At 41.9% G+C, this 15,899-nt stretch carries 16 protein-coding genes; 2 read left to right on the forward strand and 14 right to left on the reverse strand.

Features of this window, described 5'->3' with window-relative positions; all coding sequences use genetic code 11:
- Positions 1 to 41 precede the first annotated feature (41 nt).
- From OIZ54_RS03025 to yceD, 12 genes are all read right to left on the reverse strand, one after another.
- Positions 42 to 368, reverse strand: a complete 327-nt coding sequence (locus OIZ54_RS03025) for a PilZ domain-containing protein (protein WP_004587696.1) — start codon at positions 366 to 368, stop codon at positions 42 to 44.
- A gap of 11 nt (positions 369 to 379) precedes the next feature.
- Positions 380 to 1,294: a DNA polymerase III subunit gene (locus OIZ54_RS03030; protein ID WP_264389686.1), complete on the reverse strand. Its 915-nt coding sequence runs from the start codon at positions 1,292 to 1,294 to the stop codon at positions 380 to 382.
- A gap of 7 nt (positions 1,295 to 1,301) precedes the next feature.
- Positions 1,302 to 1,928: a dTMP kinase gene (tmk, locus tag OIZ54_RS03035; protein WP_264389675.1), complete on the reverse strand. Its 627-nt coding sequence runs from the start codon at positions 1,926 to 1,928 to the stop codon at positions 1,302 to 1,304.
- A 7-nt stretch (positions 1,929 to 1,935) separates the two neighbouring features.
- On the reverse strand, positions 1,936 to 2,922 hold the full coding sequence (gene mltG, locus OIZ54_RS03040) for an endolytic transglycosylase MltG (protein WP_004587693.1): 987 nt from the start codon (positions 2,920 to 2,922) through the stop codon (positions 1,936 to 1,938).
- Entirely contained in the window at positions 2,916 to 3,719 is an 804-nt protein-coding gene (gene pabC, locus OIZ54_RS03045; RefSeq protein ID WP_264389676.1) for an aminodeoxychorismate lyase, read from the reverse strand. The genes mltG and pabC overlap by 7 nt, the downstream gene beginning before the upstream one ends.
- A gap of 73 nt (positions 3,720 to 3,792) precedes the next feature.
- Positions 3,793 to 5,031 (reverse strand): beta-ketoacyl-ACP synthase II, encoded by a 1,239-nt coding sequence (gene fabF, locus OIZ54_RS03050; protein WP_264389677.1) that lies wholly within the window; start codon positions 5,029 to 5,031, stop codon positions 3,793 to 3,795.
- Between the two features lie 272 nt (positions 5,032 to 5,303).
- Positions 5,304 to 5,540: an acyl carrier protein gene (acpP, locus tag OIZ54_RS03055; protein ID WP_004587690.1), complete on the reverse strand. Its 237-nt coding sequence runs from the start codon at positions 5,538 to 5,540 to the stop codon at positions 5,304 to 5,306.
- Positions 5,541 to 5,790: 250 nt separating this feature from the next.
- Positions 5,791 to 6,537, reverse strand: coding sequence for a 3-oxoacyl-ACP reductase FabG (gene fabG, locus OIZ54_RS03060; protein ID WP_004587689.1), 747 nt, complete (start codon positions 6,535 to 6,537; stop codon positions 5,791 to 5,793).
- Between the two features lie 11 nt (positions 6,538 to 6,548).
- Positions 6,549 to 7,475 carry an ACP S-malonyltransferase gene (gene fabD / locus OIZ54_RS03065; RefSeq protein WP_004587688.1) on the reverse strand — a complete coding sequence of 309 codons (927 nt, stop codon included), beginning with the start codon at positions 7,473 to 7,475 and terminating at the stop codon, positions 6,549 to 6,551.
- A 53-nt stretch (positions 7,476 to 7,528) separates the two neighbouring features.
- A complete protein-coding gene (gene plsX, locus OIZ54_RS03070) occupies positions 7,529 to 8,566 on the reverse strand; it encodes a phosphate acyltransferase PlsX (protein ID WP_004587687.1) in 1,038 nt (345 codons plus the stop codon).
- An 11-nt stretch (positions 8,567 to 8,577) separates the two neighbouring features.
- Entirely contained in the window at positions 8,578 to 8,748 is a 171-nt protein-coding gene (rpmF, locus tag OIZ54_RS03075; protein WP_004587686.1) for a 50S ribosomal protein L32, read from the reverse strand.
- A gap of 10 nt (positions 8,749 to 8,758) precedes the next feature.
- Positions 8,759 to 9,283: a 23S rRNA accumulation protein YceD gene (yceD, locus tag OIZ54_RS03080; RefSeq protein WP_004587685.1), complete on the reverse strand. Its 525-nt coding sequence runs from the start codon at positions 9,281 to 9,283 to the stop codon at positions 8,759 to 8,761.
- A gap of 131 nt (positions 9,284 to 9,414) precedes the next feature.
- On the opposite strand from yceD, the gene OIZ54_RS03085 reads away from it, so the two are divergent.
- Complete coding sequence (locus OIZ54_RS03085) at positions 9,415 to 10,008, forward strand: Maf family protein (protein WP_264389678.1); 594 nt, start codon at positions 9,415 to 9,417, stop codon at positions 10,006 to 10,008.
- Here OIZ54_RS03085 and OIZ54_RS03090 read toward each other — a convergent pair.
- Both OIZ54_RS03090 and rluC read right to left on the reverse strand, forming a co-directional pair.
- Complete coding sequence (locus OIZ54_RS03090; RefSeq protein WP_264389679.1) at positions 10,005 to 10,664, reverse strand: HAD-IA family hydrolase; 660 nt, start codon at positions 10,662 to 10,664, stop codon at positions 10,005 to 10,007. The two genes, OIZ54_RS03085 and OIZ54_RS03090, sit on opposite strands and share 4 nt — an antisense overlap.
- The gene (gene rluC, locus OIZ54_RS03095; RefSeq protein WP_004587682.1) at positions 10,664 to 11,623 is read right to left on the reverse strand and encodes a 23S rRNA pseudouridine(955/2504/2580) synthase RluC; all 960 of its coding nucleotides are present in this window, start codon (positions 11,621 to 11,623) and stop codon (positions 10,664 to 10,666) included. The genes OIZ54_RS03090 and rluC overlap by 1 nt, the downstream gene beginning before the upstream one ends.
- A 756-nt stretch (positions 11,624 to 12,379) precedes the next feature.
- Between rluC and rne the strand changes: the two genes are divergently transcribed.
- Complete coding sequence (gene rne, locus OIZ54_RS03100) at positions 12,380 to 15,595, forward strand: ribonuclease E (protein ID WP_264389680.1); 3,216 nt, start codon at positions 12,380 to 12,382, stop codon at positions 15,593 to 15,595.
- The last annotated feature ends 304 nt before the right edge of the window (positions 15,596 to 15,899 follow it).

Here is a 15,899-nt window from a genome sequence, read left to right on the forward strand (position 1 = left end):
GCTGCTTTATGCATATCACTATTAAGCAAATGCGTTTAAAACTACATGGTATATGTAGGATTACCAGAGTTTAACATAGTGCCTAATAGCTTTTCGATTTTAGCGTTTAAATTTGTTTTATCATCTAAAAAACTAATACCTATACCTGGTGGGTTAGAGCTTTGTGCGCCTTGTGGTGTGATCCAGGCAACTTTACCCGTTACCACGTCATCTTCTAGCGCATCAGGTAAAGTCACTCTAAGCGCTAAAGAGTAGCCGATTTCGTAACGCATATTGGTACGTACAAATAGGCCGCCTTTTTTTAAATAAGGCATGTAGCAGCGATAAAGTTCGTCAAGGTTATCTACATCAACTAAAAGCTCTTGCATATCTATTCCTATTAAATGTTACGCAGGGCATGCGCTAAACGCGACACTGCTAGAGGTAAATTTAGCCCGAGTACCTCTGTGCTATTTTGTAAAAATTCATTCAACGCTTGCTGAGCACTTTGGTACGCGTCAAAACTTAAACCCATTATAAGCTGCTGTTTTAATTGCTCGCTTAAAAATAATGTAAAAATGCGTATTAGCTCAGGTTGTTTATTTATAATATTTACAAGCGGACTAAAATTATGGCTTTGTTTAAACTCAGTTGCAAATTTATATAAAGTATCAATGTGTTGCAGCTGCTCTTGCGCTTGCCACTGTTTAATTAAAAGTGGTTGCGTATAAAATAAAGGCAGCCACACATAGTCACTAATATTTAAATCGGCTAACCAGGTTTTAGTCGCTTCTGGGTTTGCGACTTTTATGTCTGTTTTGGCACAGCGGCTTAAAATGGTGGCAGGTAACTGCGCAGTGTGGCTTGTGGTTAAAATTAAAAAGCGGCTATTACTGGGCTCTTCTAAGGTTTTTAATAACGCGTTTGCTGCTGCCGTGGTCATTTTTTCGCAGTTTTCAATAATGGCCACTTTATTACCATTTTGCGCAGCAGAGTGGTTCATAAAATCGCTTATCGCACGAATATCGTCAACACCAATGCTTTGCCCTTCAACTTGCGTTAGCCGTTTATCAGGGTGGTTACCCGCAAGTGTTAATGAGCAACTTTTACACTGGCCGCACGGGGCTAACTTGCTACCTTCGCTTTGCATATGGGTATTAATATTTTGACATAATAAGCTATTAGCTAATTGCTCGCTTAGCTCAAACTTACCAACGCCTTTTGGCCCGCATAACAACTGCGCATGATGAAAACGCTGCGCTTTATAACTTTGCGCAAGCTGTTGCTCTACGTTATTAAGCCATGGCAATGGCAATGGCATGTTATTTTAACCCTTCAAAAAAGGTGCGTAGTACATTGGTTATATCGCGGTGTACTTTATCAATACTTTGGTTGGCATCTACGGTTTTTATTGAGCTATCGTCATTTGCCAGCTCAACATAACGCATACGCGTACGCTGAAAAAACTCAATGGCTTCTTGCTCAATTCTATCAAGCTCTCCACGCCCTTTAGCACGCTCAAGGCCTATTACGGGGTCTATATCTAGGTAAATTGTTAAATCAGGTTTTAACCCTTTTAATACCATAGACGACAAAGACGCTAACGTATTAGCGCTAATGCCACGCCCGCCACCTTGGTATGCTTGAGATGATAAATCGTGGCGATCTGCTAATACCCACTGCCCTTTATCAAGCGCCGGGTTAATTACATTATGCATAAGCTGCGAGCGAGCTGCGTACATAATAAGTAGTTCGGTTTCAAAAGCTATGTCTTCTTCATGTTCGGCTTTTACTAAAGTACGTAAAGACTCGGCAAGCGGTGTCCCACCTGGCTCGCGTACGTTAATAAAGTCTATTTGTTTTTTATTTAAAAAGTCTTGGCATAACGAAATAGCCGTTGATTTACCTGCGCCTTCAAGGCCTTCAATAACAATAAATTTTGGTTTCATATAAAGTTTAATTCGTTTTATTTAATATATACGTTTTAACTGCCGCGTTGTGTTGCTTTAACGTGGTTGAAAATTGATGACTGCCATCGCCCTTAGCCACAAAATAAACATACTGTGTTTTAGGCGGATTAAGCGCTGCTAAAATAGCCGCTTTTGAGGGCATGGCAATGGGTGTTGGCGGCAGCCCTTTAATGCGATACGTATTATAAGGTGTGTAATCGCGTAAATCTTTTCGTTTAATGTCACCGTCAAAACTCTCCCCTAGGCCATATATTACGGTGGGATCGGTTTGTAGGCGCATATTTGCGTTTAATCTATTTATAAATACGGCGGCTATTAAGGGGCGCTCACTGGCAAGGCCTGTTTCTTTTTCGATAATAGAGGCCATGATAAGTGCATCATATGCGTTTTTATACGGTAGGTTTTCTGCACGTTGTGGCCATGCTTGCTCAAGTGTTTGCTGCATTTTAACGGCCGCACGTTTTAATAAACTACTGGCAGTATCACCACTGTGATAATGATACGTATCTGGAAACAACCACCCTTCTAAATGGCCTTTTTCACCTACTATTTGCTGCGCCAGTTGCTCTGTATTTAAGTTATTAGTTAAATGCGGCGCACTACTAATGGCTGCTATCACTTCGCGTAAGTTTTGCCCTTCAATAATAGTAAAGCTAAAACTGATTTGCTCGCCGTTGTTTATTTTTTTTATATTATTAATAACGCTTGTATTCGTTAGCTCGTACAAGCCGGCTTTTAAGTCGGTTAGTGTTGGGTCAAGCTTTGCAATTACTTGGTAACGCCAGCAGCTTTTTAACCAATTATTAGCTTGCCATTGTTTACATAGCTGGTTAAAGCCCATGCCTTTTTTAACTTCAAACTGGGTAGGCGTTGTTATATTTAGCGGGCTAGTTATTGTTGCTTGTAATTGCTGATACCCTACTAGCGTTGTAACTAAAGCTAACAATAATACCGATAAAATAACTTTTAACACTTAGCCTCCTTGGCTAATAATTCATTTAATAAACACATGCATTGCTCAACATTAAATGTATGTTGTTCTATACGACTGACGGGCACAGCGCCCATTAAGCTATTACAAATAAATACAGCACTAGCTTGGGTTAATTCATTTAGGCTTACTTGCTTAAATTCAACCGCTAATTTATCACATAACGATTGCAGATAAACCCCTTTAATACCGCATTGCTCAAGGCTTGGCGTATATACATTATTATCACTAATAGCAAAAATATTAGCTGCCGAAGCTTCAATCACATTGTTTTGATGATCGAGTACTAAAACATCGTCACATTGCTGTTTTGCCATGGCATTTTTAATCAGCACTTGTTCTAGTCGGTTAAGTGTTTTTAAACCGGCTAATAAAGGTTGGGCTGCTAATTTTATTGGGCTTAGGGCTAAACTCACCCCTGTTTTAGCTAATGCTGGGTAGCTTTGTGGAAACCCTAACACGGTAATTAAAATGGTTAAATGGGTGTGTTGCGGCAATCCATAGCCTCGCCCACCTTCTCCGCGGGTGATCACTATTTTAAGCACATTTAATTGGCAGCCAGTAATTGCCTTTGCAATATGTTGCTCAAGCTCAGTAAAGTTAATTGCAGGAAACGCTAAGCGTTCTGCGCATTCTACCAAACGTGCTTTATGGTACTGCCAATGCTCTACCTGCCCTGCAATTACTTTGGCTGTGGTAAAAAAACCATCACCGTAGTTAAGGCCTCTATCCCGTGTATTAATCGCACTTGTATCATCGGTTGTTATTATTGTTTGCATATTGAATGGCTTGCATAAAAAAAGCCCAGTTAAACAACTGAGCTCTTATAATGTGGTTCGTTGTTAAAAAGGATTATACCTTTTTAAATAGCAACGAGCCATTAGTCCCACCAAAACCAAATGAGTTACACAATGCAAAGTCAAGTTTTGCATCACGTGCAGTGTGAGCTATATAATCTAAGTCACAGCCTTCATCTGGGTTATCTAGGTTAATGGTGGGCGATACTTTTTGATCGGCCAGCGATAAAATAGAAATAATAGACTCTACAGAACCCGCTGCGCCTAATAGGTGTCCCATCATCGATTTAGACGAGCCTACCATTACATCTTGCGCTGCACTGCCAAAAATATTTTTAACAGCTTGCGTTTCGGCTTTGTCGCCTGCATTAGTAGATGTACCGTGTGCGTTAATGTAACCAACTTGGTCTGCATTTACTTGTGCATCGTTTAATGCATTTTGCATAGCGAGTGCCGCACCTGCACCGTCTTCCGGTGGCGAGGTCATGTGATACGCATCACCGCTCATACCAAAGCCAACAAGCTCAGCATAAATTTTAGCGCCACGGGCTTTAGCGTGTTCATACTCTTCTACTACAACAACACCTGCGCCATCAGATAGTACAAAACCATCGCGGTCTTTGTCCCACGGACGCGACGCAGCTTGTGGGTCGTCGTTACGGGTAGAAAGCGCACGTGCAGCATTAAAGCCACCCATACCAATAGGTGTACAGGCTTTTTCTGCGCCACCGGCAACCATCGCATCGGCATCGCCGTAAGCAATCATACGCGCTGCATGGCCAATATTATGCAGGCCTGTAGTACATGCCGTCACAATAGAAATATTAGGACCGCGTAAACCATGCATCATTGATAAATGGCCCGAGATCATATTAATAATGGTTGATGGCACATAAAATGGAGAAAGCTTACGTGGGCCACTGTTAAGTAGCTTTATATGGTTTTCTTCAATTAGGGTTAATCCACCAATGCCTGAGCCTACAGCAACACCAATACGTGTTGCGTTTTGTTCAGTAACTTCAAGGCCTGAGTCTTGAAAGGCTTGAACACCCGCTGCAATGCCGTACTGAATAAATAAGTCCATTTTTTTAGTATCTTTCGCTGACATGTATGCAGTTGCATCAAAGTCATTTATGAGTCCAGCGAATTTAGTACCAAATTTTGATGTATCAAAGTGGGTTATATTTTGTATACCACTTTTACCATCTAATAAGCCTTGCCAGGTAGATTGCACATCATTACCTAGCGGCGTCAACATTCCTAAGCCAGTTACGACGACTCGACGTTTAGCCACGGTTTGCCTCCAATAAGGGATATTTAAACCAATTGATTAAAATAGTATTACTTTAGTAAGCCGTTTAACTCACTAAGTTTAAATCTATTGGCATTACAAAGGGAATTCATACCCAAGCGACCTCAAAGTGCGAGTCTCAAATTCAACTAAAGATGTGCTATTACAAATGAATGCAGTAGAGAGTAAAAGCGGGTGAATTTGAATCATGAACTTTGAGGTGGTTTGGATATATAGATTAAAGGCAGCGAATGCTGCCTTTAATATGCGATTAATTACTCAGCGTGAGCTGATACGTAATCGATTGCAGATTGTACTGTAGTGATCTTTTCAGCTTCTTCATCTGGGATCTCAGTATCAAACTCTTCTTCAAGAGCCATAACTAGTTCAACAGTATCAAGAGAATCTGCACCTAGGTCGTCTACGAAAGAAGCTTCGTTTTTAACTTCTTCTTCTTTAACACCTAGCTGTTCGATGATAATTTTTTTTACGCGTTCTTGGATATCGCTCATTCTTCTTTCCTTTATTAAAAACGCCAATGCGTTATTTTCAGATTGCGGCGTAGTTTACGCCGCATAATTCTCTGATTCAATGATTTGACCATAAATAATTGTCTGGTCAAACCTCTGAGTGTTTGTTTTGTCTTTTATCGCTTATTTTCACAGCGATTTCAAGTATGTTTAAAGCAAGATCATAAAAATTTCAATGTTTTTGAGGTCACTTACTTAAGTTATTTTTAGCATTTGCTTATAACAATGGCCGTTAAACCATGTACATCGCGCCATTTACATGCAAAGTCTCGCCAGATACATACGCAGCCGCGTCAGATGCTAAATAACACACAGCCGCTGCTATTTCATCAGGCTGACCTAATCGACCTGCTGGTACATTAGCAAGGGTGGCCGCTTTTTGATCTTCTGTTAGCTCATCGGTCATATCAGTTTGAATAAAACCAGGGGCTACTACATTTACTGTAATGCCGCGTGATGCAACTTCGCGTGCAAGCGATTTAGAAAAGCCAATAACACCCGCTTTAGCTGCCGCGTAGTTAGCTTGACCTGCATTACCCATAGTGCCCACAACTGAGCCAATATTAATAATACGGCCGTTCTTTTTCTTCATCATTGGGCGTAATACCGCTTTAGATAAACGGAAAATAGAGCTTAAGTTCGTGTCGATAATATCGTCCCACTCACCGTCTTTCATACGCATTAATAAATTATCACGGGTAATACCTGCGTTATTTACAAGTACGTCAACATCGCCTAAGTCGGCTTTTATTGCCGCTAATGTTGCCTCAATCGATGCAGGATCGGTTACGTTTAAAGCATACCCCTTACCGTTATCACCTAAGTAATCGCTAATTTTAGCCGCGCCTGACTCACTCGTAGCAGTACCTGCTACTTTTGCGCCTTGCGCTACTAAAGTGTTTGCAATTGCTTTACCAATACCACGGCTTGCGCCAGTAATTAGGACAACTTTGCCCTCTAATGAAAATAAATTAGTCATTTTATATTCTCTTATTTTGCAGCGTCGATAGCAGCAGCGTCATTTACTGAGCCACATACCATTGCTTTATCAATTCGTTTTGCAAGTCCAGTTAATACTTTACCTGGGCCAAATTCGTAGCTTTGCGTAATGCCTTGAGCAACTAAAGCCTGTACTGTTTCTGTCCAACGAACTGGGCTGTATAGTTGACGTACCAATGCATCTTTAATTGCATCAGCCGAGCTTTGTGCTTTTACATCAACGTTATTAATTACATCACACTTAGGTGTATTAAATGTTAAAGCGGCTAAATCGTTGGCAAGTTTTTCAGCCGCTGGTTTCATTAGTTCACAATGTGAAGGCACGCTTACACTCAGTGGTAAGGCACGTTTTGCGCCGGCATCTTTACACGCTTGTGAAGCTCTATCAACAGCAGCTTTATGCCCTGCAATAACCACTTGCCCTGGTGAGTTATAATTTACCGGTGAAACAACCTCGCCTTGTGCAGACTCTTCACATGCTGTTTTTATTTGCTCATCGCCTAAACCAATAATGGCAGCCATAGAGCCTACGCCCGCAGGCACTGCTTCTTGCATGTATAAGCCACGGTTTTCAACAAGTTTTACCGCTTCACCTAGGCTAATAACGTCACTACATACCAATGCAGAGTATTCACCTAAGCTGTGACCAGCCATGACCACATCCACATCTGGGTTTGCAGCTAACCAGTGGCGGTAAATTGCCACGCTTGCTGTTAATAAAGCAGGTTGAGTGCGGTGAGTTTGATTAAGTTCTTCTTCTGGGCCATTTAGTACAAGCGCTGCTAAATCGTAGCCAAGTGCGCTTGACGCTTCGCTAAAGGTTGCTTTTACAATGTCAGAGCTCTCTAGTAGCTCGCTTAACATGCCAACGCTTTGTGAGCCCTGACCAGGAAATAGAAGTGCAATTTTTTGTGCCATACTTTGCTCTTTTTAATTAAACAAAAATTTAGTGTAACTACGGCACCTAAACGTTATTCGGCCGCCGAGTTTTTAGAATGTGTTTTTTCGAAAATAGCGGCTATTTTATCTGGAAGTTGACGTTCAACCTCTTTTACCGCTTCATCGATTGCTGCTTGAAATGCTTTTGCTGATGCATTTCCATGGCTTTTAACGACAATACCGCGCAATCCTACCAGAGAAGCGCCGTTATACTGGTCGGGGTTCACCCGATTATAGAGTTTTTTTATAATAGGACTTAAAATAAACGCCATGCATTTGTAAATTAAGTGCTTTTCTAGGGCGCTTGTAAACTTTTTCATGATCAGTTTAGCAATGCCTTCGCAGGTTTTTAATGCGACGTTTCCGACAAACCCTTCACACACAATGACATCGGCTTTACCCGAAAAAATATCACTGCCTTCACTGTAACCCGTGTAATTAATATAAGGGCTTTGCTGCATAAGCTGCGCTGCTTGCTTTATGCCTTCATGGCCTTTTATGTCTTCAGAGCCAATATTAAGTAAACTCACTTTAGGGTTATCGCAGCCAAGAGCTTGGCCTGCTACTACCGAGCCCATAATGCCAAATTGATAAAGTATTTCTGAATCACAATGCACATTAGCGCCTAAATCAAGCAGATAAACTGGATTTTTTCGCTCTGTAGGAACGGCCGATATTAATGCGGGGCGTTTAACGCCAGGCAGCATTTTTAATACGTAATGAGCCATAAAAAATAAAGCGCCGGTGTTACCCGAGCTTACACAGGCTTGTGCTTCACCCGATTTAACTAAATCAAGGGCGACACGCATAGAGGAGTCTTTTTTAGAACGCACAGCTAAAGCGGGTTCGCAGGCATTAGTGACAACTTCGCTGCAATGGCGAATAATTAAACGTGGGTGTGAAAGTGAATCGAGGGATTCTAATTGATTAGTAATTACTTGCTCGTTGCCACATAAAATGAGTGTTAAATTGGCATGAGCATTTACTGCGCAAACGGCAGCGGGGATAGATGAACGGGGGCCATAATCGCCCCCCATCATATCTAACGCTATGGTTAGATTAGTCAGCATAAAGCAATCTCTTAGTTAGAAATTACTTGAACGCCTTTGTAGTAACCGTCAGCAGTTACATGGTGACGACGATGAGTCTCACCTGAAGTTTGGTCAACTGTTAAAGTTGGACCGTTGATCGCATCGTGTGAACGGCGCATGCCGCGTCTTGCACGAGACTTTTTGCTTTTTTGTACAGCCATTAGTCTTCTCCTAAGAATCTTTCTTAAGTTGTTTCAAAATATCAAATGGATTTGGTTTATCATCTTCCGCCTTTAGTACACCAAAGCTAGCAGGCTTTGATGAGTAATTGCACGAAGCTTCGTTGTGTGTAGGCACTAATGGCACTGCTAAAATTAGTTCGTCTTCGATTAACTCAAACACGTTAATTTCACCGTTTTCATCAAGCGCTACTTCATCGTAGACTTCAGGAAGATCATCTGACTCAGCATCCAAACCAACAGGCGAATACATAAAGTCTTGATCCAAATCCAACCCTAAATCATCATTACAACGCTGACAAGTTACAGTTACGTGTGTAGACAAATTGCCACTAATCACAACTAAACCTTGCTCATCGGTTTTGCACTGAATTTTTACCGCTATTTCACCTACTTCTTCCTGTACAACACCTCGTAAACGAGCAAGTTTTTCAAGCGGTACAATACCATCGTAAGTTAAACGGTGTTGCGCTGCTTTCCCAGGATGAAGAGTGATGGGAATTTTTACCTTTTGCATAGGGGCTGCATCATATAGATAGTTAATTGGTTAGTCAAAGCAAAAAAGCATTTTTACATGGTTTTTCACGTGTTTTCATTACGGATCTGATTTATCCTAACTCAAACTAATTTTAATTAGGATAATAATTTATGAAGCACCTGCTTATATTAGCGTCAAGCTCGCCATTTAGGCAGTCTTTATTGCAAAAATTTAATCTGCCATTTAGTACTTTTTCGCCTGATATTGACGAAACAGCCATACCAAACGAAACCCCAGAGCAACTTGTTAAGCGCCTAAGCGAGCGCAAAGCGCGTGCAGCTTGCGATCATTTTGTTAAAGGCCTTGCAATCGGCTCCGACCAAGTGGCCGTATTTGATGGGAAAATACTTGGTAAACCCCATAATAAAGAAAACGCCATAAAGCAGCTTTCTTTGTTTAGCGGCCAAACTGTCACGTTTTTAACAGGCCTGTGTGTTTACGATATTGCTAGCGATAAAGCAAAAACGTTAATTGAGCCTTTTGAAGTAGTATTTAGAACACTCACCAAAGAGCAAATAGAAGCCTACTGCGATGCAGAGCAGCCTTATAACTGTGCTGGGAGCTTTAAAAGTGAAGGATTAGGGATATGCTTATTTGAAAAATTAAACGGAGACGATCCTAATAGCTTAATAGGCTTGCCTCTTATTAAACTCAGCCAGCTATTGGCTGAGTTTAATCTCGACATACTCGCCGCTCAACCTTAGCCAAGTAGTATGCGTTGCAGCTGCTGGTAATTATCAACGGTTGCAACGGGGCTAAACTCACTTAACTGCGCTGCACTGTGCACGCCCATGGTAACGCCAATTCTATCTATGTTGGCTGCCTGTGCCATGGCCATATCTATTTTTGTATCCCCAATCATGAGTGCTTCGTCGGCATTTATTGCAAATTCAGCTAATAGTTGTTCAAGCATATCGGGCGAAGGTTTAGAGCGTGCTTCATCACTTGTGCGCGTGGCACTAAAGTAATACTCTAACTGAGTTTGCTCTAATAAACGCATTAAACCAGCACGCCCTTTACCGGTGGCAATCGCTAAGATAACCCCTTGTGCTTTTAACGCACTTAGTACATTTTCTACATTATCAAATACAGGGGTGGCAGTCGTATCAACACGGTATTGCTGTTTATAGCCGTTAACTAATGCGGGATGCTGCGCTACATCGTCAGGAAATAGCACCTCAATAGCAAGTTCAAGCGACATACCAATAATATTTTTAATTGCAGTGTCGCTCGGCGGCTCAATATTAAGCGCCAGCGCACTGTGACGAATACAATTAACAATTTTGCTAATTGAGTCCATTACAGTGCCATCCCAATCAAAAATAACCAGTTTATATTTTTTTAATACAGCGGTGGTCATTACGCTTTAGCATCTCTTAATTTTAAAATACAACTTTTAAGTGCGTTATCAAGCGGCGCCTCTACGCGCATGGTAGTTTCGTTTTTAGGGTGATAAAAGCTTAAATCGTGGGCGTGTAAAAATAAGCGGTTTAAGCCTATTTTGCGCATTGATACATCAAATCCTTGGTCGCCGTATTTATCATCGCATGCAATAGGGTGGCCTTTACACTGTGTATGAACACGAATTTGGTGAGTACGTCCAGTCACAGGTGAGGCTTGCACTAACGAACACTCGTTAAAACGCTCAAGTACTCTAAAGCGAGTATGTGAAGGTTTACCTTCGTTATTGTCTACACGCACTACTCGCTCGCCCGACTTGAGGGTGTTTTTACGCAGCCCTTCGGTCACATTTTTAACCGACGAATCCCACTGCCCTGTTACCAACGCCCAGTAATTTTTTTCCATTGTTTTTTCACGCAGCTGCTCATGCAATGCGGTAAGTACCGAGCGACGCTTTGAAATTAATAAACACCCCGATGTGTCTCTATCAAGCCTGTGTACTAGCTCTAAACTGCGCTCATCTGGGCGTAATACGCGTAGTGCTTCTATTAAACCGTAGCTTAAGCCACTGCCGCCATGTACAGCCATACCCGAGGGCTTATTAATTACAATAAGGTATTTATCTTCAAAGAGTATTGCGTCTTCTAATTGCTTCACTTTATCGAGCTTTTTAGGCACAAACTCTTCGCGCTCTGCTACTTTAATTGGCGGAATACGCACTACATCATCAAGCTGTAATTTGTAAACGGGCTTAATACGCTTTTTATTAACGCGTACCTCGCCTTTGCGTAAAATTTTATAAACAGCGCTTTTAGGCACCCCTTTTAAATGGGTAATAAGAAAGTTATCAATACGCTGACCTAAATGGTCTTCGTTGATTGTGACAAAAGTTACTTGTAAGCCGGTTTTTTCTGACATTGCCTAATCACTGATTTAAGTAAAATAATTTAGTTGCTAACACGGTTATAATAGTGGGATAATCAGCAGCGCAAATATTTAGTATTTGCAAATAACAACGGTGCTTTTTAACACATTAAAACATTCGTGATGCACATTCTGGGTAGCCGATCATACAGATCCGAGTTAAGTTTTCCAAAGCTTTTATGCCTACTCAGTTAACACGTGCGATCAACTAACAGTAATGCGCGTAATATATTACTGGTTAAGTTTGAACATGAATTTACATTTAATGTAAAAATAAAAGCAATGAACAAATAATTTGTTTGATAGTGACGACGTAAAAACGTTGTTCAGCATTTGCTCACACGTAGTACCGTATAGCAGCTTATTTAGAACTAAAAATCTAGCAAATAAGCGTTTATTAACATTCGGCAGCGAACTTTGCTCGCAAGTACTTAGAAAATACTCATCGTATTTAAGTTACTTAACGAGCCCTACGCGCCTAACATAAACGTACTAAAAAGATTGATATGACAGGCCAACTTCTGGGTAAAACTTGTAAAGAGCATAAGAGCCGACAGTTTTAGCACCATAAAGAATTTAATAACGTAAGCGTACGTTATTGTTAGCCAGCATTTAAAAAATACTGCATACACATTACAGAGCGTTCCGTTACAGACCCAGTCGTGAGGCTGCACATTCTAAAAAAAGGAACAACTGAACAGGCGAACACGTTTCGTCATGTCAGCGACAAAAAATAAGTAGAGTAACAATATGAAACGTATGCTAATCAATGCAACGCAGCAAGAAGAAATGCGCGTAGCACTGGTTGACGGCCAGCGCCTATATGATTTAGATATAGAAAGCCCAGGTCACGAACAGAAAAAAGCCAATATTTATAAAGGCAAAATCACACGCATTGAACCCTCTTTAGAAGCGGCTTTCGTAGATTACGGCGCCGATCGTCATGGTTTCCTTCCTTTAAAAGAAATTGCTCGTACTTACTTCCCACAAGGTTATACTTTTCATGGTCGCCCAAATATTCGCGACGTGATTAAAGAAGGCCAAGAAGTAATTGTACAAGTTGATAAAGAAGAGCGCGGCCAAAAAGGCGCAGCACTTACTACCTTTATCAGCGTAGCGGGTAGCTACTTAGTGCTAATGCCAAACAACCCTCGTGCAGGCGGTATTTCTCGTCGTATTGAAGGCGATGAGCGTACAGACCTTAAAGAAGCACTTAGCCGATTAGAACTTCCTAAAGGTATGGGCTTAATTGTACGTACAGCAGGTGTTGGCAAATCGTTTGAAGAATTAAACTACGATTTAAAAGCACTTTTAGTACATTGGGATGCAATTCAACAAGCAGCCGACAGTGCTAAAGCACCGTTTTTGATTCACCAAGAAAGCAATGTAATTTTCCGCGCTATTCGCGATTATTTACGTCGTGATATTGGTGAAATATTAATTGATAAACCACGTGTATTTGAAGAAGCTAAAGCGCACATTGAGCGTTTTCGCCCTGACTTTATGAGCCGCGTAAAGCTTTATCAAGGCGACACACCACTATTTACGCATTACCAAATTGAAAGCCAAATTGAGTCTGCGTTCCAACGTGAAGTACGCTTACCTTCAGGTGGTTCAATTGTAATTGACCCAACAGAAGCGCTTACCTCTATTGATATCAACTCGTCTAAAGCAACAAAAGGCGGAGATATCGAAGAAACAGCACTGAATACTAACTTAGAAGCGGCAGATGAAATTGCCCGTCAATTACGCCTTCGCGACTTAGGTGGCTTAATTGTTATCGACTTTATCGATATGACACCGCCACGCCATCAGCGTGAAGTAGAAAACCGCTTAAAAGATGCCGCTCGTCCAGATCGTGCGCGTGTACAAATTGGTAAAATTTCGCGCTTTGGTTTACTTGAAATGTCGCGCCAGCGTTTGCGCCCTTCACTAGGTGAAGCAAGCCAAGGCCCATGTCCGCGTTGTAGTGGCCAAGGTACTATTCGTTCTAACGAGTCTATCGCCTTGTCTATTTTGCGTTTAATTGAAGAAGAAGCAATTAAAGACAACACAGCACAAGTAAATGCACAAGTGCCTGTAGCAGTTGCCGCTTATTTATTAAACGAGCAGCGCAGAAGCGTTCATCGTATTGAAAAACATCATAAATGTGATGTGGTTATTATTCCTAATCAACACATGGAAACACCGCACTACGAAGTGATGCGTTTACGTAAAGACGAAACACTAGAAACAGTAAGTTACGAGCAAGTTGTTGCACCTGAGCCAGAATCGTTCGAAATGGCTAAACCAGCAGCTGCGCCTGTTCGTGAAGAGCCGATGCTTAAAGGTGTTGTTATGCCTTCAACGCCAGCGCCACAAGCTAAAGTAGACAAACCAGCAGCGCCTGTTGCTGTACCTAAGGTTGAAGGTGGCCTATTGGCTGCTATTGGTAATTGGTTTAAGTCGTTATTTGCTGGTGAAAGCGAAGAAGAAAAGCAAGCAAAAGAAAAAGCTGAGCAAGAAAAACAACAGCAAACACGTAATAACAATCGCCGTGGTAACAGTGACAACCGTCGCCGCAATAACAACCAGCGTCGTCGTAATAACTCTCGCTCTAAACCTCGTGGTGAACGTCCTGCTGAAGAAGAAGTGAAAACTGAATCTACCGCGAACGAAAGCCAAGAGAAAAACGAGAACCGCAATAAGCGCCGTCGTAATCCTAACTCGCGTAAGCGTAACGATAACCGTAATAACGACAATCGTACCGCCGACAAAGAGCAAGTAAAAACAGACGCAAAAGCGAATGAAACTGAGGCTAAGCAAAGCACTGAGCCTAAAGAGCAGAAGCCAAAAGTTCGCCGTCAACGTCGTAATGTTCGCAAAAAAGTACGTATCCAAGATGAAAATACTGAGCAAGTAAAAGCATCTGATACGACTGAGCAACCGCAGCAAAGCACTGAAACAGCTAAAGTAGAGCACCCTAAAGAGCAAGCGCCAGCAGCAAAGCAAACTGCAAATGAGCAAAAGTCAGAGCAAACAAAACCTGCACCAGTGAAAGAGCAAGCGCCTAAGGCACAACCTGAGCAAGAAGAAAAGCCAGTAGCTGCAGCGTCAACTGACGAAGCAAACTCTGAAGATGAGCAAGGGCAAACACGTACGCGTTCACGCCGTTCTCCTCGTCACCTTCGCGCTTCGGGCCAGCGTCGCCGTCGTCCTGAACAAGGTGAAGCTACAGAAGAAAAAGCAGATGAAGCTCCTGCATTTGTGCCAGTAGCAGATCAAGCTGCCGCTGAGTATGAGGCAGAGCTAAAAGCAAAAGCTGAACAGCCAACCTCAAACGATGCATCAGAAAATGTTGAGCAAGCGTTAGCTGTAGAAGACCTAGCTAAAGTTGAAGCTGCTCCTAAAGCAGAGCAACCAACAGCCAATGACGATGCAGTACAAACTGTTGATCCTGAAACAGCTGAAGAGCCAGTTGTTGTTACTGAGCAACCAATAACAACATCTGAGCCTGTTAAATCAGAGCCTGAAGTAGCTGAGCAACCAGCAACACCAGAGCCTATTAAAGCAGAGCCTGAAGTAGCTGAACAACCAGCAACACCAGAGCCTGTTAAAGCAGAGCCTGAAGTAGCTGAACAACCAGCAATACCAGAGCCTGAAGTAGCTGAGCAACCAGCAACACCAGAACCTGTTAAAGCAGAGCCTGAAGTAGCTGAGCAACCAGCGAAACCTGAGCCTGTTAAAGCAGAGACTGAAGTAGCTGAGCAAAAAGATGCCAATGCAAAAACGGTTATTAGCAAAGGGGCTGCAAGCGCACCTATGGCTCAACCGACACCAGTTGCTGATAGCGACGTAAAGCATACATCAGTTGCCATGGCACACGATAAACGTGAGTTAGTTCCTGATAGTGGCTTACGCGCAGGGTCAATTAAACCTGCAGGTCGTGCTAGTTCAGACATGACTAAAACAATGAGCGCTGAGTAACCCTTAGCCTCATTAAAAAGCCGCGCTATGTAAAATAGCGCGGCTTTTTTGTTTTAATACCTGTCTTGTCCTGAAATGTGTTTTGTCATTTGCTCCTCTTTCGCTTCTCTTTGTGCAATAGATCTTTATGTGTTTTTATTAGTAAAAAATTAAAAAAACCAAAACGCTGATGCTCGCGTGAGCAAGCTTCACGCCTTGTATCTCTCGTTGATAAATGATTAGCTCTCATTTATCACATCGAAGTCAGTGAGCTTGCCTTTGCGCCTAGTATTTAATACTGCTCCGTAGATAAAGCCCTGACTTT

The organism is Pseudoalteromonas sp. A3 (assembly GCF_025942345.1).
In the GTDB taxonomy this organism is placed as follows: Bacteria; Pseudomonadota; Gammaproteobacteria; order Enterobacterales; family Alteromonadaceae; genus Pseudoalteromonas; species Pseudoalteromonas atlantica.